At 56.3% G+C, this 23,773-nt stretch carries 23 protein-coding genes and 1 tRNA gene; 17 read left to right on the top strand and 7 right to left on the bottom strand.

What is annotated here, in order from left to right:
- Window positions 1–61: 61 nt before the first annotated feature.
- From DSM117340_RS05915 to DSM117340_RS05930, 4 genes are all read left to right on the top strand, one after another.
- Window positions 62–1,099: a cysteine synthase A gene (locus DSM117340_RS05915; protein WP_089888548.1), complete on the top strand. Its 1,038-nt coding sequence runs from the start codon at window positions 62–64 to the stop codon at window positions 1,097–1,099.
- Entirely contained in the window at window positions 1,096–3,522 is a 2,427-nt protein-coding gene (locus DSM117340_RS05920; protein WP_089888549.1) for a DUF3772 domain-containing protein, read from the top strand. Before DSM117340_RS05915 ends, DSM117340_RS05920 begins: the two co-directional genes overlap by 4 nt.
- Window positions 3,519–4,235: an alanyl-tRNA editing protein gene (locus DSM117340_RS05925; RefSeq protein ID WP_089888551.1), complete on the top strand. Its 717-nt coding sequence runs from the start codon at window positions 3,519–3,521 to the stop codon at window positions 4,233–4,235. The genes DSM117340_RS05920 and DSM117340_RS05925 overlap by 4 nt, the downstream gene beginning before the upstream one ends.
- Window positions 4,236–4,289: 54 nt before the next feature.
- A tRNA-Ser gene (locus DSM117340_RS05930) sits at window positions 4,290–4,379 on the top strand.
- Between the two features lie 475 nt (window positions 4,380–4,854).
- Here DSM117340_RS05930 and DSM117340_RS05935 read toward each other — a convergent pair.
- The 3 genes from DSM117340_RS05935 to DSM117340_RS05945 are packed head-to-tail and all read right to left on the bottom strand — an operon-like array spanning window position 4,855 to window position 9,591.
- Window positions 4,855–5,439: a YdeI/OmpD-associated family protein gene (locus tag DSM117340_RS05935; RefSeq protein WP_271437150.1), complete on the bottom strand. Its 585-nt coding sequence runs from the start codon at window positions 5,437–5,439 to the stop codon at window positions 4,855–4,857.
- Window positions 5,439–8,510 (bottom strand): efflux RND transporter permease subunit, encoded by a 3,072-nt coding sequence (locus DSM117340_RS05940; protein ID WP_354689920.1) that lies wholly within the window; start codon window positions 8,508–8,510, stop codon window positions 5,439–5,441. Before DSM117340_RS05940 ends, DSM117340_RS05935 begins: the two co-directional genes overlap by 1 nt.
- A gap of 4 nt (window positions 8,511–8,514) precedes the next feature.
- A complete protein-coding gene (locus DSM117340_RS05945) occupies window positions 8,515–9,591 on the bottom strand; it encodes an efflux RND transporter periplasmic adaptor subunit (RefSeq protein WP_271437148.1) in 1,077 nt (358 codons plus the stop codon).
- Window positions 9,592–9,706: 115 nt separating this feature from the next.
- On the opposite strand from DSM117340_RS05945, the gene DSM117340_RS05950 reads away from it, so the two are divergent.
- Both DSM117340_RS05950 and DSM117340_RS05955 read left to right on the top strand, forming a co-directional pair.
- On the top strand, window positions 9,707–10,309 hold the full coding sequence (locus DSM117340_RS05950; RefSeq protein ID WP_347201707.1) for a TetR/AcrR family transcriptional regulator: 603 nt from the start codon (window positions 9,707–9,709) through the stop codon (window positions 10,307–10,309).
- Between the two features lie 31 nt (window positions 10,310–10,340).
- Window positions 10,341–11,006 (top strand): DUF2461 domain-containing protein, encoded by a 666-nt coding sequence (locus tag DSM117340_RS05955; protein ID WP_271437146.1) that lies wholly within the window; start codon window positions 10,341–10,343, stop codon window positions 11,004–11,006.
- A 199-nt stretch (window positions 11,007–11,205) separates the two neighbouring features.
- Here DSM117340_RS05955 and DSM117340_RS05960 read toward each other — a convergent pair whose 3' ends face one another.
- The 4 genes from DSM117340_RS05960 to DSM117340_RS05975 all read right to left on the bottom strand — a co-directional run bounded on the left by DSM117340_RS05960 (window position 11,206) and on the right by DSM117340_RS05975 (window position 14,393).
- Window positions 11,206–11,607: a hypothetical protein gene (locus tag DSM117340_RS05960; protein WP_354689921.1), complete on the bottom strand. Its 402-nt coding sequence runs from the start codon at window positions 11,605–11,607 to the stop codon at window positions 11,206–11,208.
- Window positions 11,607–12,929: a recombinase family protein gene (locus DSM117340_RS05965; RefSeq protein ID WP_354689922.1), complete on the bottom strand. Its 1,323-nt coding sequence runs from the start codon at window positions 12,927–12,929 to the stop codon at window positions 11,607–11,609. The genes DSM117340_RS05960 and DSM117340_RS05965 overlap by 1 nt, the downstream gene beginning before the upstream one ends.
- The gene (locus DSM117340_RS05970) at window positions 12,926–13,381 is read right to left on the bottom strand and encodes a DUF2924 domain-containing protein (protein WP_089888579.1); all 456 of its coding nucleotides are present in this window, start codon (window positions 13,379–13,381) and stop codon (window positions 12,926–12,928) included. The genes DSM117340_RS05965 and DSM117340_RS05970 overlap by 4 nt, the downstream gene beginning before the upstream one ends.
- A gap of 337 nt (window positions 13,382–13,718) precedes the next feature.
- On the bottom strand, window positions 13,719–14,393 hold the full coding sequence (locus DSM117340_RS05975; protein ID WP_089888582.1) for a S24 family peptidase: 675 nt from the start codon (window positions 14,391–14,393) through the stop codon (window positions 13,719–13,721).
- A gap of 100 nt (window positions 14,394–14,493) precedes the next feature.
- On the opposite strand from DSM117340_RS05975, the gene DSM117340_RS05980 reads away from it, so the two are divergent.
- From DSM117340_RS05980 to DSM117340_RS06030, 11 genes are all read left to right on the top strand, one after another.
- Window positions 14,494–15,165 (top strand): hypothetical protein, encoded by a 672-nt coding sequence (locus tag DSM117340_RS05980; RefSeq protein ID WP_089888584.1) that lies wholly within the window; start codon window positions 14,494–14,496, stop codon window positions 15,163–15,165.
- Between the two features lie 277 nt (window positions 15,166–15,442).
- Entirely contained in the window at window positions 15,443–15,667 is a 225-nt protein-coding gene (locus tag DSM117340_RS05985; protein ID WP_218140870.1) for a helix-turn-helix domain-containing protein, read from the top strand.
- A complete protein-coding gene (locus DSM117340_RS05990; RefSeq protein ID WP_089888586.1) occupies window positions 15,664–15,993 on the top strand; it encodes a hypothetical protein in 330 nt (109 codons plus the stop codon). Before DSM117340_RS05985 ends, DSM117340_RS05990 begins: the two co-directional genes overlap by 4 nt.
- Window positions 15,994–16,017: 24 nt before the next feature.
- On the top strand, window positions 16,018–16,509 hold the full coding sequence (locus tag DSM117340_RS05995) for a hypothetical protein (RefSeq protein WP_354689923.1): 492 nt from the start codon (window positions 16,018–16,020) through the stop codon (window positions 16,507–16,509).
- Complete coding sequence (locus DSM117340_RS06000; RefSeq protein WP_354689924.1) at window positions 16,509–17,255, top strand: ATP-binding protein; 747 nt, start codon at window positions 16,509–16,511, stop codon at window positions 17,253–17,255. The genes DSM117340_RS05995 and DSM117340_RS06000 overlap by 1 nt, the downstream gene beginning before the upstream one ends.
- Window positions 17,256–17,276: 21 nt before the next feature.
- Entirely contained in the window at window positions 17,277–17,792 is a 516-nt protein-coding gene (locus DSM117340_RS06005; protein WP_354689925.1) for a DUF669 domain-containing protein, read from the top strand.
- Between the two features lie 65 nt (window positions 17,793–17,857).
- The gene (locus DSM117340_RS06010; RefSeq protein WP_354689926.1) at window positions 17,858–18,220 is read left to right on the top strand and encodes a hypothetical protein; all 363 of its coding nucleotides are present in this window, start codon (window positions 17,858–17,860) and stop codon (window positions 18,218–18,220) included.
- Window positions 18,220–19,164 carry a hypothetical protein gene (locus DSM117340_RS06015; protein ID WP_354689927.1) on the top strand — a complete coding sequence of 315 codons (945 nt, stop codon included), beginning with the start codon at window positions 18,220–18,222 and terminating at the stop codon, window positions 19,162–19,164. The genes DSM117340_RS06010 and DSM117340_RS06015 overlap by 1 nt, the downstream gene beginning before the upstream one ends.
- Window positions 19,158–20,894: a DEAD/DEAH box helicase gene (locus tag DSM117340_RS06020; RefSeq protein WP_354689928.1), complete on the top strand. Its 1,737-nt coding sequence runs from the start codon at window positions 19,158–19,160 to the stop codon at window positions 20,892–20,894. Before DSM117340_RS06015 ends, DSM117340_RS06020 begins: the two co-directional genes overlap by 7 nt.
- Window positions 20,891–21,115: a DUF6511 domain-containing protein gene (locus DSM117340_RS06025; RefSeq protein ID WP_116904116.1), complete on the top strand. Its 225-nt coding sequence runs from the start codon at window positions 20,891–20,893 to the stop codon at window positions 21,113–21,115. Before DSM117340_RS06020 ends, DSM117340_RS06025 begins: the two co-directional genes overlap by 4 nt.
- Window positions 21,115–23,385 carry a DUF3987 domain-containing protein gene (locus DSM117340_RS06030; protein WP_354689929.1) on the top strand — a complete coding sequence of 757 codons (2,271 nt, stop codon included), beginning with the start codon at window positions 21,115–21,117 and terminating at the stop codon, window positions 23,383–23,385. Before DSM117340_RS06025 ends, DSM117340_RS06030 begins: the two co-directional genes overlap by 1 nt.
- Window positions 23,386–23,773: the final 388 nt, after the last annotated feature.

Raw genomic sequence — 23,773 nt, forward strand, 5'->3', positions numbered from 1 at the left:
TGCTTGTGGTGCGGTGTTTGAAGCCCTAGGTTGTTGCGCATAACGCCCAAGGAGAGAGCCTATGAAAATTGCACAAGATTTGGCGGAAGCCGTGGGCAACACGCCTTTGATCAGGCTCAGAAAAGTTAGCGAAGAGACGGGCTGTAACATCTATGGCAAAGCCGAGTTTCTCAATCCGGGCCAGTCGGTCAAAGACCGTGCAGCGCTTTATATTATCAAAGATGCGATTGCGCGGGGAGAGCTGAAGCCAGGCGGCACGATTGTTGAAGGCACGGCAGGCAATACGGGTATTGGCCTTGCGCTTGTAGGGGCGTCAATGGGTTTTAAGACCGTTATTGTGATCCCCGAGACGCAAAGTGAAGAGAAAAAAGAGATGTTGCGCCTTGCGGGGGCCGAGCTTGTGCAAGTTCCTGCTGCGCCTTACCGCAATCCGAATAATTTTGTGCGTTATTCCGAGCGTCTGGCTCGGGAGCTGGCCAAGACAGAGCCCAACGGTGCAATTTGGGCGAACCAGTTTGATAATGTGGCCAACCGACAGGCGCATATTGAAACCACTGGCCCTGAAATCTGGGACCAGACAGCTGGCAAGGTTGATGGGTTTATCTGCGCAGTTGGCTCGGGCGGTACACTTGTTGGTACAGGAATGGTCTTGCAGCCGAAGGGTGTAAAGATCGGGATTGCTGACCCAATGGGGGCTGGACTGTTTAGCTATTATACGACAGGTGAAATCAAGATGGAGGGCGGCTCGATTGCCGAAGGCATTGGGCAAGTACGCATCACCAAGAACCTTGAAGGCTTTACACCAGATATGGCCTATCAAGTGCCTGATGAAGAAGCTTTGCCTTATGTATTTGATCTTTTGGCCGAGGAAGGGCTTTGCCTTGGAGGCTCCTCGGGCGTAAATATTGCTGGTGCTGTCCGTATGGCACGTGAAATGGGGCCAGGTCATACCATCGTGACGATCCTGTGCGATTATGGCACACGCTACCAGTCCAAGCTTTTTAACCCAGAATTTTTGCATGAAAAGGGCCTGCCTGTGCCTGAGTGGATGGAGCGCGCAGCGCGCGATATCCCAGATGTATTTGAGGAAACGGAATGATCTTGAAACACCTTCTTTTCCGAGGCTTACCGGCGCTTATTGTTGCGTTGATGCTTCTGGGTACGCCGACTTTGGCGCAGACTGGAAATGGAGCGAAGCCTGATTACGATGCATGGCAGACGTTGGCCACGCGCATTGAAGATGCTGTCGAAGCGGGACGCGCCTCAGACACCGTCCTGGAGAACCTGCGCAATGATCTGACCAGCTGGCGTGCTGATTTTGTTGGGGCAAAAGATCTGAATGTGCGCACAATTGCGGCGGTTCAGGCGCAGATATCTGCACTCGGTCCTGCGCCTGAGACGGGTCTGGAGCCAGATGAAATTGCGGCGCAAAGAGAGACATTAAACGCAAGGCTTGCAGAGCTAGAAGCCCCGCGCAAGCGGGCGGAAGTGGCGCAGAGCCGTGCGGATGCGCTCATTGGTGAAATTGACCGTATCCTGTCAGAGAGACAAACGAATGCTTTCTTGGAACGAGGGCCAAGCCCGCTCAACCCGACCCTGTGGTCGCGTGGCTGGGGCACTTTCAAGAACTCGCTTGTCAGCACACGTGGGGAGATTGTCAGCAGTTGGAACAATCCGAACCAACGTGAGGCGTTTATTAGCAATTTGCCTCGGTTCATTGCGATTGTAGCGGTTTCTATTGTCTTTTTGCTACTTGGCTGGCGTTGGGTTCGTGCGCTGAGCGAGCGTTTTGTGCGCCAGCGCAGCACGGCGAGAGGGTGGCTGACGGCGTTCGTGCTTTCCGTGGTACAGCTTGGTGTTGCAACGCTCGGTTTGTTTGGTTTGGCGATTGCTGTCTATTATTCCGAGCTGGTTGGTCTGAGGATCGATCCGTTGCTTGGTGCAGTGATCGAAGGGGGCTTCTTTATCATAGTCTCGGTTTGGTTGAGCGCCTTTGTCTTTGCGCCCGCAGATCGTAGCTTTCATAGTTTTTCTTTGACAGAGGCTCAAAATACCAAGGGCCGATATATTGTGATCGGTCTCGGTATTGTCTTCGGTCTGAGCTTTGTTCTGGATGAGTTCTCTCGTTACGACAGCTGGTCGAGCAGCACGAATGCTGTTGTCTATTTCCCGCTTGTGATCTCGGGTGGCTATTTGCTGTGGCGGCTTGGACGTCTTCTTCGGCTCCATTCTGCTGCAGTTGTTGCAGCGGCCAGTGCTGACGAAGTGCCACGCTATGTGGACCGCATGTACGGGCTTTTGGGGCGTGTTATTATTCTGGCGGGCCTTGGTGGGGCCTTTATCGCGGCTGTTGGCTATTTTGAGGCTGGCAGAACAATTGTTTTCCAATCCATTGAAACACTTGTGCTTATTGCTTTCCTTATCCTTGCTCAGCGCGTGGTGGCGGAGCTTTGGGTTGTGGTGAGGCGCGGGGCGGATGATGCTCGCGATGGGCTGTTACCGACGCTCTCGGGCTTTGTTCTGCTGTTGGTGGCTTTGCCGCAGTTCTTCCGAATTTGGGGCACAAGTGATGCGCGGATTTCCGAGTTTTGGAGTTCAGCGCGAGAGGGGGTTACTGTTGGTGATACTAAGATCACAGCAGGGGCCTTCCTGACTTTTGCGATTGTTTTTTCGATTGGTTACATAGTTACGCGCGTGTTGCAGGGCGCCTTGAAAAATACCGTTCTCCCCAAAACCAAGATGGATATTGGCGGCCAGAACGCTCTTGTTTCTGGTGTTGGGTATATTGGGATATTCTTGGCCGCTCTCGCCGCCATCACTGGCGCAGGGATTGATCTTTCGAGCCTCGCGATTGTGGCTGGTGCGCTTTCAGTCGGGATTGGTTTTGGTCTCCAGAATATCGTGTCAAACTTTGTCTCTGGGATCATTCTTCTGATTGAGCGTCCAATATCTGAGGGAGACTGGATTGAAGTGGGCGGAACCCATGGTACCGTTCGCGATATTTCTGTGCGCTCAACGCGCATTGAGACGTTTGATCGCTCAGATGTTATCTTGCCGAATGCGGATTTGATCAGTGGTAAGGTGACCAACTACACCCGCGGAAATACCGTTGGGCGCGTGATTGTTCCTGTTGGCGTTGCCTATGGTAACGACACGCGCAAGATTGAGAAAATCTTGTTTGAAATTGCAGAAGAGCATCCGATGGTCTTGGCGAACCCAAAGCCAAATGTGATCTTCCAAGGGTTTGGGGCGGATAGCCTTGATTTTGAAATTCGTGCGATTTTGCGAGATGTGAATTTTGTTCTCTCGGTCAGGTCTGACATGAACCATGAAATTGCGCGCCGCTTTAAAGAAGAGGGTGTGGAAATTCCGTTCAGCCAGCGTGATATTTGGATCCGCAATCCAGAAGCGCTTGTCCCGTCAGTGCCGCGGGCTGAGGCAAAGCCGCCAAAAGCCGCGAAGCCAAAGGTAAGTCGTGCTAAGAGTACGTCAGACGACGATAAGAACGGAGGCGGTAAATGACCGAGGCCTTATTTCGCGAGGACGCTTATCTAAGAGATATGGCCGCCACAGTTGTTGCCCATACTGCCGAGGGCGGGATTGTGCTGGATCGTTCTATTTTCTATCCGACAGGTGGTGGGCAGCCTGGGGACAGTGGCAGCGTCGTTTGGGATGGCAAAGAGCTTGAGATTGCGACGACTGTTAAAGGCGATGGTGAGGCGATTGTGCTTGTGCCAGCCGCGCCTATGGCTTTGCCACATGTGGGTGTGAAGCTTGTCCAGCATCTTGATTGGGAGCGTCGCCATAGACTCATGCGGATGCATACGGCCTTGCATCTTTTATCAGTGATTTTGCCACTGCCCGTAACCGGAGGGCAGATTGGCGCGGAAAAGGGGCGGCTTGATTTCTTGATGCCAGAACCGCCAGAAGACCGTGATGCCGTTGAGGCGGCGCTCAATGCACTCGTGGACAGCGATTTGCCAGTGAGCCAGTCTTGGATCAGTGAAGCTGAACTGGAAGCCAATCCGTCGCTTGTGAAAACCATGAGTGTTGCGCCGCCACGCGGGCGTGGGGCAATTCGCCTTGTTCAGATCGGTGAGGGTAGTGAAGTGATTGATTTGCAGCCCTGCGGCGGAACCCATGTGGCCCGCACCAGCGAGATCGGTGGCTTGCGTCTTGGTAAGATTGAAAGCAAGGGCAAACAGAACCGTCGCGTGAACCTGCATTTGATGTGAAGATTGGGCAGTTTGGGCTTGCAGGCCCACCTGCTTCTTCGATAAACGGACCTCGGACAGGTGGCCGAGTGGTCGAAGGCGCGCGCCTGGAAAGTGCGTAGGCGGGTGACCGTCTCGAGGGTTCGAATCCCTTCCTGTCCGCCACTTACACTTGCCAAAACAGATGATGGGCCCTTATGGGGCCCTTTTTTCTTTTGGTTTCAAAGGGGTTTAACCGTTGCGACCGCCCTTCGGAGACTGGCTAAATACCCAAAATCGGTCTCTGAACCCGCTTTGTCTCTAACCGACCGCCCTTGGCCTTCAGAAGGGCGCATTCAAAAAGTATATTATTTTCAATGTTTTGGTGTTTTTGAGGGAGCGCCCTTTTCGAAGTCTCAAGCGGTATCGAAACACGATGCAAACCGCGGGACGGGTCTTTGGGCGGTCGTTTTGGGCTGAATGCAGACATTCGCTGCGATTTGTTCCGAGGTCTGCTTTGCGGGACTTTGCAGACTTTCGCTGCAGCTGCGCCAAAGTCTGCTCTGGCGTAGCTAGACATGATACCTAATGCTCGAGAGCATGGTTGTTTTTAACTGCCGCCTGATAACAATGCTGAAGTCAGCCCGCCGCCAAAATTTGGCTACATCTGCGGAATTTTCTCGTCCCGCGCGGCGAAGTCCACGATTTGAGCGATCCGTTTGGCCCGGGTCGGAGGTGTTTTGGCCTGTTTCACCCAGCGCAATAGATTGCGCCGGTACGATGGCGCGCTTTTGTCAAAATTTTTGGCTGCGAGCGGCAAGGCATCGAGTGCCGCGCGCAAATCGTCAGGAACGATCAGCGCATCCACATCGGCCCAGTAATCCCACAATCCGTTCGCTTTGGACGCCTCGATTGAGTGCAAGCCCGCGTCGGTCATGCGACCCTCTTTGATCAGCTTTGCCGCACGCTCCTTATAACTTTTGGCCCAGGCTTGCGTGTGCCGCGGCCCGATGATCTGCATGGTGCGCTCGTCGTCCAGCTTGCGCCGGATGCCGTCGATCCAACCGAAGGCGATCACCTCGTCCAAGATGTCTTGGGTGGATACAAATTTGTTGGGTACGTTTTTCTTGAACGTCACCAACCAGACGTTTTCTGACTGCGCGTGATGTGCCGTAAGCCACGCGCGCAGCTCTGACACGGACGCCACCTGCACCTTTTCAAACCGCTCTGTCGGAATGCCGGCCATTACGGTGTCGCCATCGCAAGAGCGGCGCGTTTGTCCGCGCGCCGTTCTTTGCCCAGATAGGTGTGATAGAGGACCGGAACCCCAATCAACGTCAAAATGGACGCAAAGCCCAAGCCGCCCATGATCGTAACCGCCATCGCGGCAAAGAACCCGTCGGCCAACAGTGGCAACATGCCCAGAATTGTCGTGCCTGCGGCCAAGACGACGGGGCGCAGACGACTGACGCTGGCGGTGATGATCGCCTTATCCTGCGCCAACCCTTCGGCCTTTTGGGCATCAATTTCTTCGACAAGAACAATCGCGTTCTTGATCAACATTCCCGACAACGACAACAGCCCCAGCATTGCGGTAAAACTGAAAGCAAGGTTCGTATATAGCAGCCCAAGCGCCACCCCGTTCAATGCCATCGGAACAATGGTCCAGATCACGGCGGTCTGGCGCAGCTTACCAAAGAGCAAAAGGGTAATCAGCAGCATTGTCCCAAAGGCCAGCGGCATTTGGCGGCCAAGCGATGCCTGCGCTTCACCCGCGCTTTCAAACTCGCCACCCCATTCAAACCGATAGCCCAACGGCAGCTCAATGGCTTCGATCAGCGGCCTGACTTCGGCAAAGACAGTTGGTGGGGTCAGCCCGTCAATGACGTTGGCTTGGACTGTGATCGTCGCCAAACGATTGCGCCGCTCGATCACAGGATCTTCTGCGACGACGATGAAGCCGTCAATCACTTGGCTCAGCGGCAGATAGCCACCAATGGCATTTGAATAGACGATTTGGTCCAAAAGCTGGCCGTCCCGTGCAGTTTCGGCGCGCGGTGTGCGCACGATGATGTCGATCAGGCGGTCGCGTTCGCGGTATGTCCCCGCGGTGATACCGTTGGTGGCAAGGGCGATGGCGTTGGCCAAATCACTGCGCGCAATTCCGGCCGCTTGGGCACGATCTTCGGCATAGATTGGGCGGGTGACAATTTCGCGTTCGCGCCAATCACTGTGTTCCGAATGAAGCAGGGACGTTGCATCGCGCAAAATACCCTCAGCTTGTTCGGCCAATGCGCGCAAGACCTGCGGATCAGGGCCAGAAAAACGCGCCTCGATGTCCGAGCTGACGGGCGGGCCATAAATGATACGTTTTGTTTGCAGCTCTGCCCATGGCAAGGCTTCAATCCCAAACTGATCAAGGTCAGCACGCAGTGCCGGGATTGCCGCGTCCGTTGTGGCGCGGATAACCAATTGTCCATAGGAACTGTCGCGACGCGCAGGATTGTAGGTCAGGATGAAACGGGTCAGGCCTTGCCCGATTGTGGCTGTCACCGCTTCCACGTCATCGCGCGCCAAAAGCCAGTCTTCGATCACGGCCAGATCATTGGACACCTCCTCGATGGCCGTTCCCTGAGCGGCCTTGTATTCCAAATAGAACAGCGGCGTCGTTGCGGGTGGAAAGAACTGCTGTTTGACCTGCCCAAATGCCATCACGCAGGCAACTGTCGTCCCGATCAGGCCCGCAATCACCAACCAACGCAGCTTGAGCGCCCAACGCACCAAACCGCCATATGCGCGAAAGACGGGGCCATTATAGCCCGTATCATCCCCCACCAGCCCGCCGGTTTTGAACAGGTAATGACCCAACAAAGGCGTCACCGTTACGGCGATAATCCATGATAACGCCAGCGATATCGCGATAACGGCAAACAGTGAGAACATGAACTCGCCCGTGGCATCTGGCGACAAACCGATGCCCGCAAATGCCATAATCCCGATGACTGTCGCGCCTAACAATGGAATTTGTGTCTTTTTGGACGCCGTGTCTGCCGCCTCACGCGAGTTTCGCCCCTTGCGCATTTCCTGTTGCATACCTTCGGCAATGACGATGCCATTGTCGACCAACATGCCCATCGCGATGATCAGCGCACCAAGGCTGATGCGTTCAACTTTGACATCGAACAAATACATAAAAAAGAAGGTCGAGGTCACAGTGAGCAACAGGGAAACACCCACCACCACAGCGGCGCGCGGCCCCATAAACATCGCAAGCACGCCAATGACCACACCGACAGACATCGCCAGCGAGATTAGGAAACTGCTGTTGGCCTCATCAACGACGCGGTGTTGCTCATAGATTGGCGTGACGCTCACACCGACGGGGAGAAGGCCTTCTAGCACCGCCAATTCCGCCTCAACGCGCTGACCGACGGTGACAATGTTTTCCGACAACAGCCCCGACACACCGAGGGTAAACACCTCTTGGCCGTTGTGGCGCAAGATGTGTTCAGGTTCATCAACACGACCCCGGCTAACCTCGGCAATGTCCAGAAGGTTCAGAACCTCGCCCTGAAACCCGAACGTCAGGCCGCTGATTTCGCTGACGCTATCCTCGGCAGAGGGTCCTTGGATCCTTAAATTAGCGCTGCCATTCGCCACAAAACCAGTGGGGTTGATGGCCGTCGACGCACTGATTGCGCCGATGATCAAATTGGGATCAATGCCCAAGGAGGATACAACCTGCGACGAGGGTTCTACGAAAATCGCTTCTTCCGGTAGCCCTTGGATTTCAACATTGGCGACCCCTCCAACGGTCAATAGATCGCGGCGCATGAAGGTTGCGATATCCCAGATTTCAGCATCTGAAAATCCGGGCGCAGACACCGCGTAAAGAATTCCGAACACGTCACCAAAGTCGTCATTTACGATTGACGGCAAGGCCCCTGCTGGCAGCCCTTGCTGCGCATCAGCGACACGATCACGAAGATCATCCCAAATCTGGGGGAGCTCATCTCTGCCGAATTGATCCTCCACCTCGACCTCAATGACCGAACTGCCGAAGGTATTGCGTGATGACACGGTCTTGATTTCGTCCATCTGCTGGATTTCAGCCTCGAGAACTTCGGAAATTTCTGCGGCAACCTCTGACGCAGTCGCACCGGGATAGGGCGTGATGACAAGCGCAGATTTCAACGTAAACGTCGGGTCCTCTAGCTTGCCCACGGAAAGATAGCCGAAGGCACCGCCAAAAAGGGCGAACAGCATAAACAGCCAAGTATAAATGGGGTATTCTATCGAGAAACGTGCAATTTTCATGGGCTTATTCCACGCTCAGACCGGTGAAAGGACGCACAGTTTCGCCCTCTCGCAACATCTGTATGCCTGCACCGACCACCAGACTTGTCGGGTCAAGGCCGGTCACGGTGATCGAGGTTCCATTGGAAGACTCAACTTCGACAGAGGCCCAATTGACGGTTCCGTTCTCGCCGTCCGTATTGGGGATATAGACCATTACCTGTGCACCGTCCTCACCGATGGACACAGCAGATGGTGAGAGTTCAATTGCTTTTCCGTCGGTTGGCGCAAGCCGCGCCGTTACGGTCATTGACGCACCGGGAATGATCGCGGCGGGGACTTGATTTGATGGCAACGCCAGCGTCACTCGATAGCTTTGGCCAATATTTTGCGTCTCTGCATTGAATTCGCGAAGGACCAAGGGCACCTCACCCTTAAACAACGGCGATGTGCCGACAAAGCTGATTGCGTCGACATCCGACAGGCTTTGAAACAACCGCTCTGGCACATCTATTTCAACGCGCACCTCGGACATATCATGCAGACGTACGATGGGCTGACCAGGCGTCACATTGGCAAAATTTGGTGTAAGACGCGATGCGACGAGAGCACGGAAAGGGGCGGCCAGCGTGGCATCTGCAAGCGCATCCGTGGCCTCGCGCAATGAAACAGCTGCCAGATCGCGGACAGTTTCCGCGTTTTCCGCCTGCGTCGCCGACGCCGCATTGGATTGAACGAGGGTTTGCGCGCGCGTCAGATCGCGGTTTGCCTGCGCTAGTTGAAGTGTTGCACGTTCCACCGCGCGCTCAAAAGGTGCCAGATCCATCGCGGCGATTTGCACGCCTTGATCCAGAAATTGCCCTTCTTGTGCATCAAACATAGTCAGTCGCCCACCGACCTCGAACGATAGATCAACCGTTTCACGCGCTGCGACCTGACCGAAGAAAACCCGTTCAAGTGCTGCGGCCTCTCCACCGGCTTGGATCAGTTTGACGGCGCGGATGGGGGCAACATCGCCGGACGGTGTCAGAACATCAGTATCTTGGGCAAAGCTGGGGGCGGCCAGTGCCATGACTGCTGCGATATGGAAGATCAGTTTCATGCGAGCGCTTTCTTGAACAGTACTAAGCGGTACTTAAGCCGTGTTGCAGACTAGGCAAGCCGAAAGAGTACTGCGCAGTACTTTTCTTTTCCAAAAGGATTGCTAAGTATGTCGTATGGGCAAAACGACATCTCAAGATCGTATCTTACATGCAGCTCGGCGGTTGTTTTTCGAGCATGGCTTCGGACAAGTATCGACGGACGTGCTGGCACGCGAGGCGGCTGTGTCAAAGGCCACGATCTATCGCCACTTTGAGAATATGGCTGATATTCTGCGGTGCGTGACCGAGGCCGAGGCCTTGAGGTTTCGCGAGATCACACCGCCGAAAACAGAAACGATCGCTGATCTACAAACGGCGCTGATACAATACGGAACCAAGCTGCTGACCTTCCTCAACGAGGCGGAAACCTTGGAATTTGCGCGCCTGATGCATGAAGGCGCGCGCGAAAACCCCGATATCGGCGAGACGTTTTTTAATGCGGCCTATGGTCAGACGCAAAACGACTTTGCCAAAATGTTCGCTGCCGCACAAAACCGGGGCGTGCTGTCGGATCTGACAAGCCCGATGGATATTGCCGAGGATTTAATCGGGTTGCTGGAAGGATTGGGCATGGTGCGCGTCCAGTTGGGGGTCATTAAAGTGCCGTACCCAGATGTCCAAGAACGGACTACGCGTGCGGTGAACACGATCCTGAAGATGCATGCGACTTCGCGTTAATACCGTTAGGTAATCAAAAAAGAGCATCACCATGACATTGATTTCAAAGACGTCCTTCGACTTGCTGGACCAGCTTGCGCGCAACAACACCAAGGACTGGTATGACGCGCATAAAGCCGACATCAAAACCCATTGCCTCGCCCCGTTTGGCGAGATGTTGGAACATGTATCGAACCGCCTTATGGACAGCGATCGCCCACTTGAAGGTAGCGCGAAAACAATGTTTCGGATGCATCGGGATGTGCGGTTCTCAAAAGACAAAACGCCTTATAAATCATCGGTGTCTGGTGTCTTAACGCCCAGCGGAACCAAAGCCGAAATGGCGGGTATGGTTTATGTCGAAATGAACGCCAGCGGCGGATGGGTGGCTGGCGGATTCTATAAATTACCAACAGCGCAGCTTAGCCTGATCCGGCAACGCATTATCGACGAACCTGATGCGTTTCAAACCGTCCTAGACGGGTTGTCCGATGCAGGAACGGGACTTGCGGATATGGACCGCCTAACGCGCATGCCAAAAGGATTTAGCGAATATGAGGACCACCCGTTTGCGGAAGACATCAAGCGGAAAAGCTTCATTATCCGCGCGGATGTTGCGATGGCCTCATGGCTCAATGGTGATGTGACTGGCATCGTAGCGGATCTCGCCTGCACTGTAGGACCATTAGTCAAATTCGGTAAGACGGCTTTGGCGTAAGGTTCAGTGGACCGCCGAGAGCGTGCGGAACGAAAAGGCTCAAGTGTTAAGTTTATGAGGCCCTTGAATTTTGGCGGAACTCTCGTCCAAGCATCAGCAAAGCCGACATTGGTTCAGGTCGCAGCATCGGTGCCTTTGGGCTCTTTCCAGACCTTCGCCGCAACAGGCGCGAACGGCTGCTAAGGGCCGTTCGTGTTTTTCAGGCATCACCCTGTTTTGCTTCGTCAAAGGCGACCTTCGCCTGCTCCGCCCAAGGCAGTGCTGCACAATTGCTGAGGTTGATTTCGGTTATGGCGATGGCGTCGCGCCCGCAGGTCAGCCGCTTCAGCACCTCAGGCGCCAGGTAGGCTAGCCGTAGCTGCCTGCTGACATGACGCTCTGCGAGGTTCACAGCGATTGCCAGATCACGAACCGTGCCGAACTCACCTGCCTCCATGCGCCGCCGCCAACCCCATGCCCTGCCGATGGCCCGCAGGATGTGCGGGTCTTGGGTCTGGTCCGCACTGGGCAGGTAATCGGCGGGCGGCAGGATTTTGGGGCGCCCGTTCTTTTTACGCAGCTTGAGGGGAACGAATACCTGGATGGTATCGGGCGCGGTCATTATTCCGCGGCCTCAAATTTGCGTGGGGTGATCATCTCCCGCATGACGCCTGCGATACCATCAGTGCGCATGTCGATGACGAGTCCTTCAGCGGTCACTGTAACGCGCCTAACAAGAAGTTGAATGATGCGGGCCTGCTCGCCTGGAAAAAGCTGATCCCAAAGCTTGGTGAAGTGCTGGAGTGCCTCGATGGCCTCTGCCTCAGGGATATCCATACGATCCAGCACGGCTATGACCTGTGCTGTGGTTTCGGGGGTTTGCAGAACGCGGCGGATCTCGGTAATGACGGCGGCCTCGGCGGTATCGGCCGGCAAACGTCTCGGGATACCATCGTTAGGCGTCTCACGGTTCTTCAGAAGGTCCATCGATACATAATAACGATACCGACGCGTGCCCTTCTTGGTGCTGGATGGGGTCATTGCGGCCCCTGTGGCACTGAACAGTAACCCCTTCAGAAGTGCAGGCGTTTGCGTTCGGCTATTGTTCGCCCGCTTGCGGGGGCTTTCACTCATGATGTCATGCACCTGATCCCAAAGCCGAGGGTTGATGATGGCATCATGCTCACCGGGATAGGATTTGCCTTTATGGACAGCCTCGCCGCGATAGACGCGGTTGTTGAGCAGGCGGTAGAGGTAGCCCTTATCGACCAGCGTGCCTTGCTTGTTGCGGAACCCCTCGCTGCGCAACTCGCGGGCCAGAACAGTCGCGGATCCTATTTCCACAAAACGTTCAAACACCATGCAGACCTTGGCAGCTTCCTCTTCGTTTACCACCAACTTACGGTCGACGACATCATAACCGAGGGGCACATAGCCGCCCATCCACATACCCTTCATGCGGGAGGCCTTCACCTTGTCGCGAATACGCTCTGCGGTGACCTCGCGCTCGAACTGTGCGAAGCTGAGTAGGATATTCAGCGTCAAGCGGCCCATGGATGTGGTTGTGTTGAACGATTGCGTTACGGAGACAAAGGTCACGCCGTTGCGATCGAACACCTCGACCAGTTTGGAAAAGTCCATAAGCGAGCGGCTGAGACGGTCGATTTTGTAAACGACAACGACGTCGACCAACCCGTCCTCGATATCAACAAGCAGTTGCTGCAGGGCAGGGCGCTCCAGTGTTCCGCCAGAGATGCCGCCATCGTCATATTGATCGCGCACCAAGACCCAGCCTTCGGAGCGTTGGCTCGCGATATAGGCCTCGCAGGCCTCCCGCTGGGCGTGGAGCGAGTTGAACTCCTGCTCGAGGCCTTCCTCACTCGATTTGCGGGTGTAGATGGCGCAACGCAGGCGGCGGGTGGGTTTTGTCGGAACGTTCGTCATGCCTCACCTCGCTTCCGCTCACGCAGTCCAAAGAAGCGGTAGCCGTTCCAGCGCGTTCCGGTGATGGCGCGGGCGACAGCCGACAGCGACTTGTAGCGCTGTCCTCTCCAATCGAAGCCGTCTTTCAGCACAGTCACCGTATGGGTAACACCATCCCATTCGCGGATGAGCTTGGTCCCGACCACCGGGTTACGCGGATCTGCAATCTGGGCCTTGCGCGTCAGCGTGCCTTCGACTTCGTCGGCCAGCAGGTCCAGCATGCGGCGTGTCTGCTTGTCCGGGCCACCATAGGTCAGCTCTTGGATCCGGTAAGCCAAACGGCTTTCTAAAAACCTGTGGCTATTGTTTGGGGCAGGGGCGTTAAACAGCGCCTGCCATTCAGCCTTTAGCTCATTGACAGACATGGCTTTCAGGGCGGCCAAGCGCGTCAGGATGGGTTCGTGTGTGGTCATGCAAATCTCCTCTGAGTTGGAGTCGCAGTACCGCTCTGTTTGCGAGGGAAGTGTAGCGAACAGTCTCCAGTATTCTGGGATAGATGGTCGCGATCGCGCTCTTTAAGGCGCACAACTGCCTTGGCCAGCAGGCCATATAGCTCGGTCCGGCGTTCATGCGCCGTCATGCGGTCAGGGTGCAGGGGGTTGGGACCCGCGCCGCAGTTTTTGGATGAATTGTTCATAATTGACCTCTTTGACTTGGGCCAAAGAGGATACGTTAAGTGCGTATTGACAAGTAAAAACAGTATGTTGTCGGTTAATGTCGGTTTGTGACGCCCTCTGACGTGAACGTGTATTAAACTACTCTGCCGTACCACCTAATCCGGCCAACGATATTGACCTCGTCAAGAAGACATTCATAGGGTGAATAATTCGGGTTGTCTGAGGTGACACGGATACGGGGTGGTTCACTGGAAGGTATATGCTCGATCCGTTTGGCCATCAGTCCCATGCCGTCGTGCAATACGAACAGACCTGGCGGATAGGGAGACTTCCGGCTCATATCGACCAGGATCGTATCGCCATCATTCAGTGTGGGGACCATGCTGTCCCCAGTAACGCGCAAGATCCTCAGATGTTTTGGGTTTGCCTCAAGTTCGTCTTCAATCCAGGATAGCCGGAAATGATAGAGTTTACTGGCTTGCTCATCCTCTGAATGGATGACCGTACCACCACCCGCTGAGGCCTTTGCCTTGACGCCGGAGATGCCGACGAAGGTTGTGTCGGGGGAATAGATCTTGGGTGCATCGCCCTCTATCGTTCCATCTCCGTCGATCAGCCATTCAACATCGACCTTCAAGACATCCGCAACCTTCTGCAGCTTGGAACGGCTCGGCCGCACAGATTTGCCGCGGATGATGTCGTAAATAAAGGAACGGTTGAGGCCTGAGGCCTCTGCAACGGCCGCGGGGGTCATGTCGAGTTGGAAGGCACGTGCTTTCAATCGCTGTGCAATGTTCGTGACGATCATGGTTATCCCCAGTCGGTTGTGGACTAATTTGGATATCTATTATGTTGAAATAGGACAGTCAAATAGATAAGAACAATCCATGAACAAGAGGGGGCTGCCAATGTTGATTCCACGCGAGTATTTTACCCTACAAGAGGTTCTGGTGGATTGGGGCATCTCCGGATCTGAGCTAGGCTATGTAGTAGAAACGGGCCAGCTTGCCCTCTCGGTCCGTGTTTATGGATCCTTTGTGGTTGCCGATCGAAAGGATCGGCCTGGTCGTCCCAACCTGGATTTTGAGGGCGTCGTGGATCTGGAGCGGCGTGATGCGATGCGCGTGTTGCGAAAGCAGGCCTGTTCTGTTTCGTCTTTTGTCCAAGATGGTGGTAAGGTAGCAACATTCGAGGGCAATAGAGATTGGGTGGTTTATCGAGACGCACTTCTTGTGCGCGCCGCTGAACGAGAGCATTTTGAGGCGATAATTATGGCCGCCGATGCGCCACATGCTAATGATTATGATCGGTTTTTGTCGTTTGATCTAAATGGGCAGCATTACCTTTTTACTGATATGCAGGCGCGCGCTTTGAACTATTTGTTCATCTGTGCCATCACGGGTGACCCGGAGCAGCGTGGCGCCCAAATCTTAACGGCGGCAGGTTCGGCCTCGTTGAAGCTCAGCTATTTGTTTTCTAGCCGAAAAGGGTGGCGAGACATTATTCATCCTGTGTCGGGGCGTAGGGGCTATTACATGCTGGAGCCCTCCCTGGTGGTAACAATGCGCGTCGGCACCTGACATCTAATCTCCATGCTGAACAGGCCCGCTGCGAGCGGGCTTTTTTGTGTCTGATGTGATAGAGATTCGATTTTGTGGACCGGCGCATCGTCCCATTTGGTCGGTGTTCGGTCGGCGCATGGTTGGTGGTTGGTTGGTATTGGGTTGGAGCTCCGACCGAAAATTTATCGGGCATTGATTTTCCTACAAAAATTAATTTTAGCTACCGACCGTTCGTGCCACGACCTCCAACCCAAGGCTTTGGCAAGGTGTTCTCATCAACGTGATGAGGACCGCTATGAACCAAGAAAACTCTCTATTGAGCACAAAGCTCCTGTCTCGGCGCTGGAACATTGCGCCGCGCACTTTGGAACGTTGGCGCACCGAAGGTCGTGGGCCGCAGTTCGTCCGGATTGGTCGGCACGTACGCTATCGCCTGACAGATATCATCGACTTTGAAGTCACGAATACACAAGCCAGCAGCGCTACTCATCATTTGAGTGCCGTTCGGTGCGCTGCATGACGACCCGTTTCGTAGGCAATGCGCCCAAGGTTTCGGAATTCAAACTGATGGCCTGGGTGGATACGGCGGCGCCTGGTGCACGGCTGGTTTATCACGACGGCTTTCTGGCTGTTGATATGACCTCGAACGTTTCCACTCTGAGGAAACCCGATCTTGAAGACCTCCGCGCGACTGCCAGTGTAGCATTTCGCCTTTGTGAGCTTGGCCGCATCCACCTTGTCCAAGAACGCCTTGGACCGGATCGCTTTGCCTATGTCGCCATCGTCCGGCCGCACAACTGCGCTGTCCCCTCTGCCGCTGTGAAGCAACTTGCTGCAGCCGCTTGACCTATACCCCGAAAAGGAGAAACCATGACTTATCCCAATAACACCCCGAGCGTGGACGACATGCTCAACATGTCCACCGGCGAACTGTCGCAGATGCCGGTAGACCTGCTGGTCGCCCTTCAAGGCGAGCTTGATCATGCCAATAAACAGCTGAAAGCGGCCAACACGCGGTTTGGCGCCGCTCTCGAAGTACGTTATGCCACCCGTGCTGAGGAGGCCCGCAGGGGCTGCGGCAAGGATACTGGCACTGTGAGGCTGGTTGATGGCGATTACACCGTGGTGGCCGATCTACCCAAGCGCGTCGAGTGGGACCAGGAAAAGCTCGCACAGATTGCCCAGAACATTGCTGACAGCGGCGAGAACCCGGCCGAGTTTATCGACACCAAGCAGACTGTTTCGGAGCGCAAGTATGGCGCTCTGCCGGAGGCCTGGCGCAAGGGGTTTGAGTCCGCGCGCACCGTGAAGGTGGGGACGCTAAGGCTTAGGCTGGTTTCAGGCAGGGAGGAGGTACGCTGATGGCCATTTCCCTCGCATCTCTGCGCAAAAAATCGGTGCTCCAGCCGCCGCGCATTCTGATCCACGGCGTGGCCGGGGTCGGCAAATCCACCTTTGCCGCTGACGCAGGCGCGCCGGTGTTCATCATGACCGAGGATGGCCTCGGCAAACTGCAGGTCCCGCATTTTCCGTTGGCGACCAGTTATGCCGAAGTCGCGGAAGCGCTCGATGCATTGCTGGAGGAAAATCACGACTACGGCACAGTCGTCGTTGACAGCGTCGACTGGCTCGAGCCGCTGATCTGGGCTGAGGCCTGCAAACGCAATGGCTGGCAGTCGATCGAAACCCCAGGCTTCGGCAAGGGCTACGCCGAGGCGCTGATTATCTGGCGTGAATATCTCGATAAGCTAAACGCACTGCGGGACCGCAAAGGCATGGTCGCCATCCAGATTGCACATACCGATATCAAGCGCTTCGACAGCCCCGAACACGAACCCTACGATCGGTATGTGATCAAATTGCAGACCCGGGCCTCGGCACTGCTGCAGGAGCATTCGGATGTGGTTCTTTTTGCCAATTACCAGATCTCGGTCGCCAAATCCGATGTCGGCTTCAACAAGAAGGTGACCCGCGCGCTCGGGTCCGGCGCGCGCGTGATGCACACCGAAGAGCGTCCCGCCTTCCTTGCCAAAAACCGTTACGGCCTGCCGGACAACCTGCCGCTTTCGTGGTCAGAGTTCCTCGCAGCCATGCCCCAATCCCAATGATTGCCTTGAAAGGATATAACCATGGCACGTTTTGATACGTCCTTTGACGCCACCAGCGTTGAACCCACCACCCCCTATGAGCTGCTGCCCGCAGGCAAATACCGTGCTCAGATCGTCGAGAGTGAAATGCGCGCGACCCGCAACGGTATGGGGCAGTTTCTCTGGCTGATGCTGGATATTTTGGACGGCCAGCATAAAGGGCGGAAGATCTTTGATCAGCTGAACCTTGTGAACCCGAACCCCACCACGGTCGAGATTGCACAGCGGACGCTGTCGGCAATCTGCCATGCGACGGGCCGGATGCATGTCAGCGACAGCGAGGAATTGCACCTGATCCCGATGACGATCCAGGTAAAGATCAAGCCGCCGAAGAACGGCTACGGCGAGAGCAATGCCATTGCTTATTTGCCGCCTGAAAGTGGGGGCGCCACGGCCGCTGCGGCAAAGCCTGCTGCAACCCCAGCAGCACCGCCCTCAACGCAGGCCGCTTCCGCGCCGCCCAAGATGGCCTCCGCGCCCTGGAACAAGAAGGGCTGATCATTCGCGCTGCTCCGCATCCCTGACTGACGGGGCAGCGTCCAACGCCATCTGAGGATATTCCCATGACTGACCTGCATAACGCGGCCCCTCGGGCCGTGATCAGATCCGGCTTGCCTGATGACCAGCGCCGGTTGATCGAACTCGACGACGATATTTCCAAGATCCGCACGCAGATTGCGACTGCTGATCTGGCGCGCCAACGGGGGCAAAAGCCCATCGACCCTGACTGGTTTCACCGGGCGCGCACCGCGCTGCGCCACCTGTGCCGCGAACGGTCCGAGTTGCTTGCCAAAGGTACCGGCCGTCGTCGCCGTGAAAAGCTGAAAGATGCTCTGATCGGCGTCCTGCGCGAGCGCCATGACCCGGACACTTGGAGCGGCATTCTGGCCGAGGCCCAAGCCCGTAGCGAACGGGAGGGCTTGTGATGGCTGATCTTCCCGCACCACCCACGCCAACGCTGACGGCGATCTACGCCGATTATGAGGCCCGCCAGGGCGATGGCTTCCGTGACCATCTCGGCGCATCCATCATCGGTAAATCTTGCGCACGCGCGCTCTGGTATGATTTCCGCTGGGTGACGCCGTCACGCTTTTCCGGCCGCCTGCTGCGTCTGTTTGAGACCGGCCAGCTGGAAGAGGACCGTATGGTTCGCAACCTGCGCGCCACAGGGGCCACTGTTTTGGAACTAGACCCCGAAACAGGACGGCAAATCCGCGTGGAGGCCCATGGCGGTCATTTTGGCGGCTCGCTGGATGGCGTCGCCCTCGGTTTGCTCGAGGCCCCGAAAACCTGGCATGTGCTCGAGTTCAAGACCCATGGAGTCAAGAGCTTCACTGAGCTGACCGCCAAGGGCGTCTTGCTGTCCAAGCCGCAGCATGTCGCGCAGATGCAGATCTACATGCACCTGACCGGTATCACTCGGGCACTTTACATGGCGGTCTGCAAGAACACGGACGCGCTGCATATCGAACGGGTTGAGGCCGATCCTGCGATGGCAGAGCGCCTTCTGGAAAAGGCTGGCCGGGTTATCTTCGCCCAACACCCACCAGCGCGGATCAGCGAAGATTCGGCTTGGTTTGAATGTCGTTTTTGCGATCACCACGCTGCCTGTCATGAGGCTGGCGCTGCCGCTGTGACCTGTCGTTCCTGTCTGCATTCCACTGCAGTCGTTGGCGGTTGGCACTGCGCGCGGCACGACAGAATGCTGGCTCCACCCGAGCAGCGCGCCGCCTGCGGCAAACATCTCTTCATCCCCGACCTCGTGCCGGGTGAGGTCATCGATGCGGGGGAGGATATCGTCACCTACCGCATGGCTGATGGCTCCTCCTGGTCCAATGACGCCCGTGTCACGGAGGCCGCGCCATGCTGACCCTGCGCCCATACCAAGAGGCTGCGATCTCTTCGATCTACGGCTATTTCAAGACCAACAAGGGTAACCCTCTGGTTGTCATTCCAACAGCCGGCGGCAAGTCGCTCGTCATGGCGTCCTTTATTGAAGGGGTGTTGAAGGCGTGGCCGGATCAGCGCATCCTGATCGTGACCCATGTGCGCGAGTTGATCGCCCAGAACCATGCTGAGATGATCGGACTTTGGCCTGAGGCACCTGCCGGCATCTATTCGGCGGGCTTGGGCAAGCGCGAGGCGCAGGCCCGTGTTTTGTTTGCAGGCATCCAATCCATCCATCGCCGCGCCCATGAAATCGGCCACACCGATCTGGTGTTGATTGATGAGGCCCATCTGATCCCGGGCAATTCCAGCACGATGTACAGGCGCTTTCTGGACGCCCTGCAGGTGATTAATCCCGCGCTGAAGGTGATCGGGCTCACGGCCACGCCGTTCCGAACGGGCAGCGGTATGCTGCATGAGGGCAAGGACGTACTCTTCACTGACATCGCCTATGAGGCGCCGGTGCGTGATCTCATTGACGCAGGATATCTGAGCCCTCTGGTTTCCAAGCAGCCCGCCACCCGGCTGGATGTCTCAAAGGTGGGGACCCGTGCTGGCGACTTCATTGCCCGCGATCTCGCGGCCGCGGTCGACCAGGAGGCCACAACTCGGGCCGCTGTCAACGAGATCATCGACTACGGTAAAAATCGCAAGTCATGGCTGGCTTTCTGTTCGGGCGTCGAACACTCCCACCACGTTGCGCAGGAGTTCGATCGTCAGGGGATCACCTGCCGCACCATCTTTGGCGATACGCCAAAGGACGAGCGCGATGCTATTATCGCGGCCTTCAAGCGCGGCGAGATACGGGCGTTGGCATCGATTGGCGTGTTGACCACGGGCTTCAACGCGCCCGGCGTCGATCTGATTGCATTGTTACGCCCCACCAAATCTGCAGGGCTTTATGTCCAAATGGTCGGTCGCGGTACGCGCTTGGCTCCGGACAAGGAAAACTGCTTGGTTCTGGATTTTGCGGAGAATGTCCGCCGCCACGGGCCGATCGATCTGGTTCGCCCGAAACGCCCAGGCGATGGCGGGGGTGGCGAGGCACCCACAAAGGTTTGCCCCGAGTGCGACAGCATCATGGCGCTCTCGGCGACGGAATGCCCTGACTGCGGCTACGTCTTCCCACCCCGTGAGGTGAAAATCGCCCCCACAGCGGCCACGCTTCCGGTTTTGTCGCCAAAAGTCCAATGGCTGCCGGTCCATGGTGTGTCCTACAGCCGTCATGACAAGCGCGGCGGGCGCCCCTCAATGAAGGTCACCTATAGCTGCGGGCTCAAGTCCTACAACGAATGGGTCTGTGTCGAGCATCAGGGATATGCGCGCCAGAAGGCGCTCGAGTGGTGGCAAAAGCGTGCGCCGGGCTGCCCGATGCCACGCACGGTCGACGATGCCATTGCGCAGGCGGGGAAACTGACCCGGCCAATCGCGATCTCGGTACACCCGTCTGGCCGCTTTCTTGAAATCTCCGGTTACAGGTTCGATCCATGCCCCAACTCCACCCCGGCCTCTGCACCGTCTGCCACAGGGAACCTCGCGGGTTTGGTTGGTTCAACCCGATATTCACCGTCTCGGACAAGCGGCGGGACCAAAGCCGCAAACACTTCTGTTCTCGCATCTGCCAGGACATCTGTCACAGGAGGACAGGCATGATCGATCCCACCCCAAATGAAATGCAGGCCATGAGCGTTGGCGGCCAATATGGTGGCGAATACCTCGAGAGTATCGGTAAATCGGATCTCGCCACTCTGACTGAGACCGAGTGGGATCGCTTCCTTGATGCGGTCATTACCGGATATTGCGATCAACTGCGCGCGTTGGTGGGACAAGACCGCACTCGGCTCGACGCTATGACACCGGAGGTGCCCCTTTGATGGTTAATACATCGTATATGGCGCGCTTCGGCGCTCGGCTGGTCACCAATGGCTATGGCATCCTGCCAATCGGTCCGGGCACCAAAAAGCCTGGCCAGTTTAAGCGTGGAGTATGGGCAGACTACCCCGAGTGGAACCGGCACACCGAACGCCCAACCACGGAGGTTGAGGTGACGACATGGTCGACTTGGCCAGAGTGTGGCATCGGTCTTGTTGGCGGCACGGTTGCAGCTGTCGATATTGATGTGGTTGAGGATGCGGAACTGGCGCTCCACATTGAGCAATTGGCGCGTGAACGTTTGGGGGATACGCCCGCACTGCGCATCGGTAAGGCGCCAAAACGGATGCTGATTTATCGCACAGAAACCCCTTTCCGGGGTATCAAACGTCATCCGCTGGAGGTGCTTTGTCTGGGTCAGCAGTTCGTGGCCTACGCCAACCACCCGGACACGGGCGCGCCCTATGCCTGGCCAGAGGAAGGGCTGGCTGATCTCGATATCACGGAGCTGCCTGAAATCACCGCAGAGATGGCGCGCGCCTTTCTTGACGAGGCCTATGCATTGTTGCCCGAACATCTGCGGCAACGTGGCCTTGCGACAGGATCACCTGCCACGGAGCACCTGCAGGCCCACAGCCAAATGGGGACATTGCCAGCCATTGAGACTGCGCTGAAATGTCTGCCAAATGCAGAGTTGGATTATGACAGCTGGGTGCGGATTGGCATGGCGCTGAAGGGGGCGCTTGGTGAGGCTGGGGGCGATATCTTTGCTGGCTGGTCAGCGCAGGCGGCCAAGGACGTGCCCAGCACAACAATGAAGGCCTGGGCCAGCTTCAAACCCGATCGCATTGGCGCCGGCACGATCTACTACCTCGCCATGGAGCGCGGCTGGCAACCTGATGCATCACTGCGCTTTGATGGATCGACGGCCCGCGATGAACAGCATCCTGCAGCGGATCTCTTGTCGAAGCTGGGAGGGCATTCCGAGGTTCATGAGGAACCTTCGGCCACCTCGACATTCACGCTGGCCATACCGGATGGATTAGTGGGTGATTTGACCGATTACATGCTGTCAACAGCCCGGCGTCCTCAGCCGTTGTTGTCACTCGGTGCTAGCCTTTGCGCGATTGGTGCGCTCATGGGACGGCAGTATCGCACCGAGAGTAACCTGCGCTCGAACCTGTATGTTGTGGGCATTGCAGATAGCGGATCAGGCAAGAACCACGCCCGCGAAATCATCAACGAGACCTTCTTTGAGGCGGGATTGTCCCATCACCTTGGTGGCAACAAGATCGCCTCTGGCGCGGGGCTTCTGACCGCGCTGCACCGCCAGCCTGCGATCCTGTTCCAGATCGACGAGTTTGGCATGTTTTTGGCGGCGGCCGCTGATCGCAAGCGCAGTCCGCGCCACATAACTGAGATATTGGACAACATGACAGAGCTCTTCACCTCAGCGGGTGGTATATTTCTTGGTGCGGAATATGCCAACCGGGATGGCACAAACGAGCGGCGGGATATCAATCAACCCTGCCTCAGTGTCTATGGCACTACGACGCCTTTGCACTTCTGGGGCGCATTGCAGGGCGCAAACGTCGTCGATGGCTCGCTTGCGCGTTTCCTAATCCTGCCGAGTGATGAGGATTACCCGGACGAGAACATCGCTGTTGGTATTCGGCAGGCCCCAACGGCACTGATCCGGGACCTGCAGTGCGTGGCCGCAGGCGGCTTGCTCGAGAAGGGCAATCTGATAGGCAAAACCGCGGACCAGAACACCACCGTGACGCCGATGATCGTGCCGATGACTGAGGAGGCTCGCGCACGGTTCAAGGCGCTCAGTCTCGAGTTGACAGGGGAGTTACGCGCAGCAGCGGGAACGGCATGCACAGCGATCCTAGCGCGTATCGGCGAAAACGCATTGAAACTGGCATTAATCGTCGCAGTAGGCCGTGATCCAGCGCGTCCTGAAATCGACCTCACGGCAGCGGATTGGGCCATTGATTTTGTGCGGTATTTTGCGCAGCGGACCATGGCTGCGGTCGAGCGTCATGTGGCCGATACCGAGGTTGAGGCTCATCTTAAACGGCTCAAAGAAATCATTCGAAATGCTGGCGCGAAGGGGATCACCAAGTCCGAGATCACCCGCGCATCACAATGGTTGAAATCCCGCGATCGAAATGAGATTCTGGAGACACTGATCGAAAGTGGGGACATCACTACCGGCATGCGCGAGACCGGCGGCCGTAGGGCCATGGTTTACCGAATTGTCAGGTGACCGACAGGCTTCTTTCAAAACGGGGCTTTCTTCAATTGAAAGAAGTTTGTGTCTAAGTATCTGTACATAAACGCATTTTTGACTTCCTTCACTTCCTTCAATCTTTCAAGAGGACACCAGTATATATGTGTTTGCTCGCGCGCGATGAGAAGTAAGGAGAAGGTACCTATTGAAATATAAGTAATATTGAAAGAAGGTATATTATACATACTGTTCAACGATTTACGGGCTGACTTCTTTCAAATCTGCCCGTTGAAGGAATTGAAAGAAGTGCTGGGCGGCCCGTTCGCCCCGCACCTGACCTGACCAGATCACCCTTCGGGGCCTAGCGAGACCGCAGCCTTCACCGGCCAGTCCTCTCGCCTCGCTCACCAAACCGAAGAGGAGG

The organism is Lentibacter algarum (assembly GCF_040580765.1).
Lineage (GTDB): Bacteria > Pseudomonadota > Alphaproteobacteria > Rhodobacterales > Rhodobacteraceae > Lentibacter > Lentibacter algarum.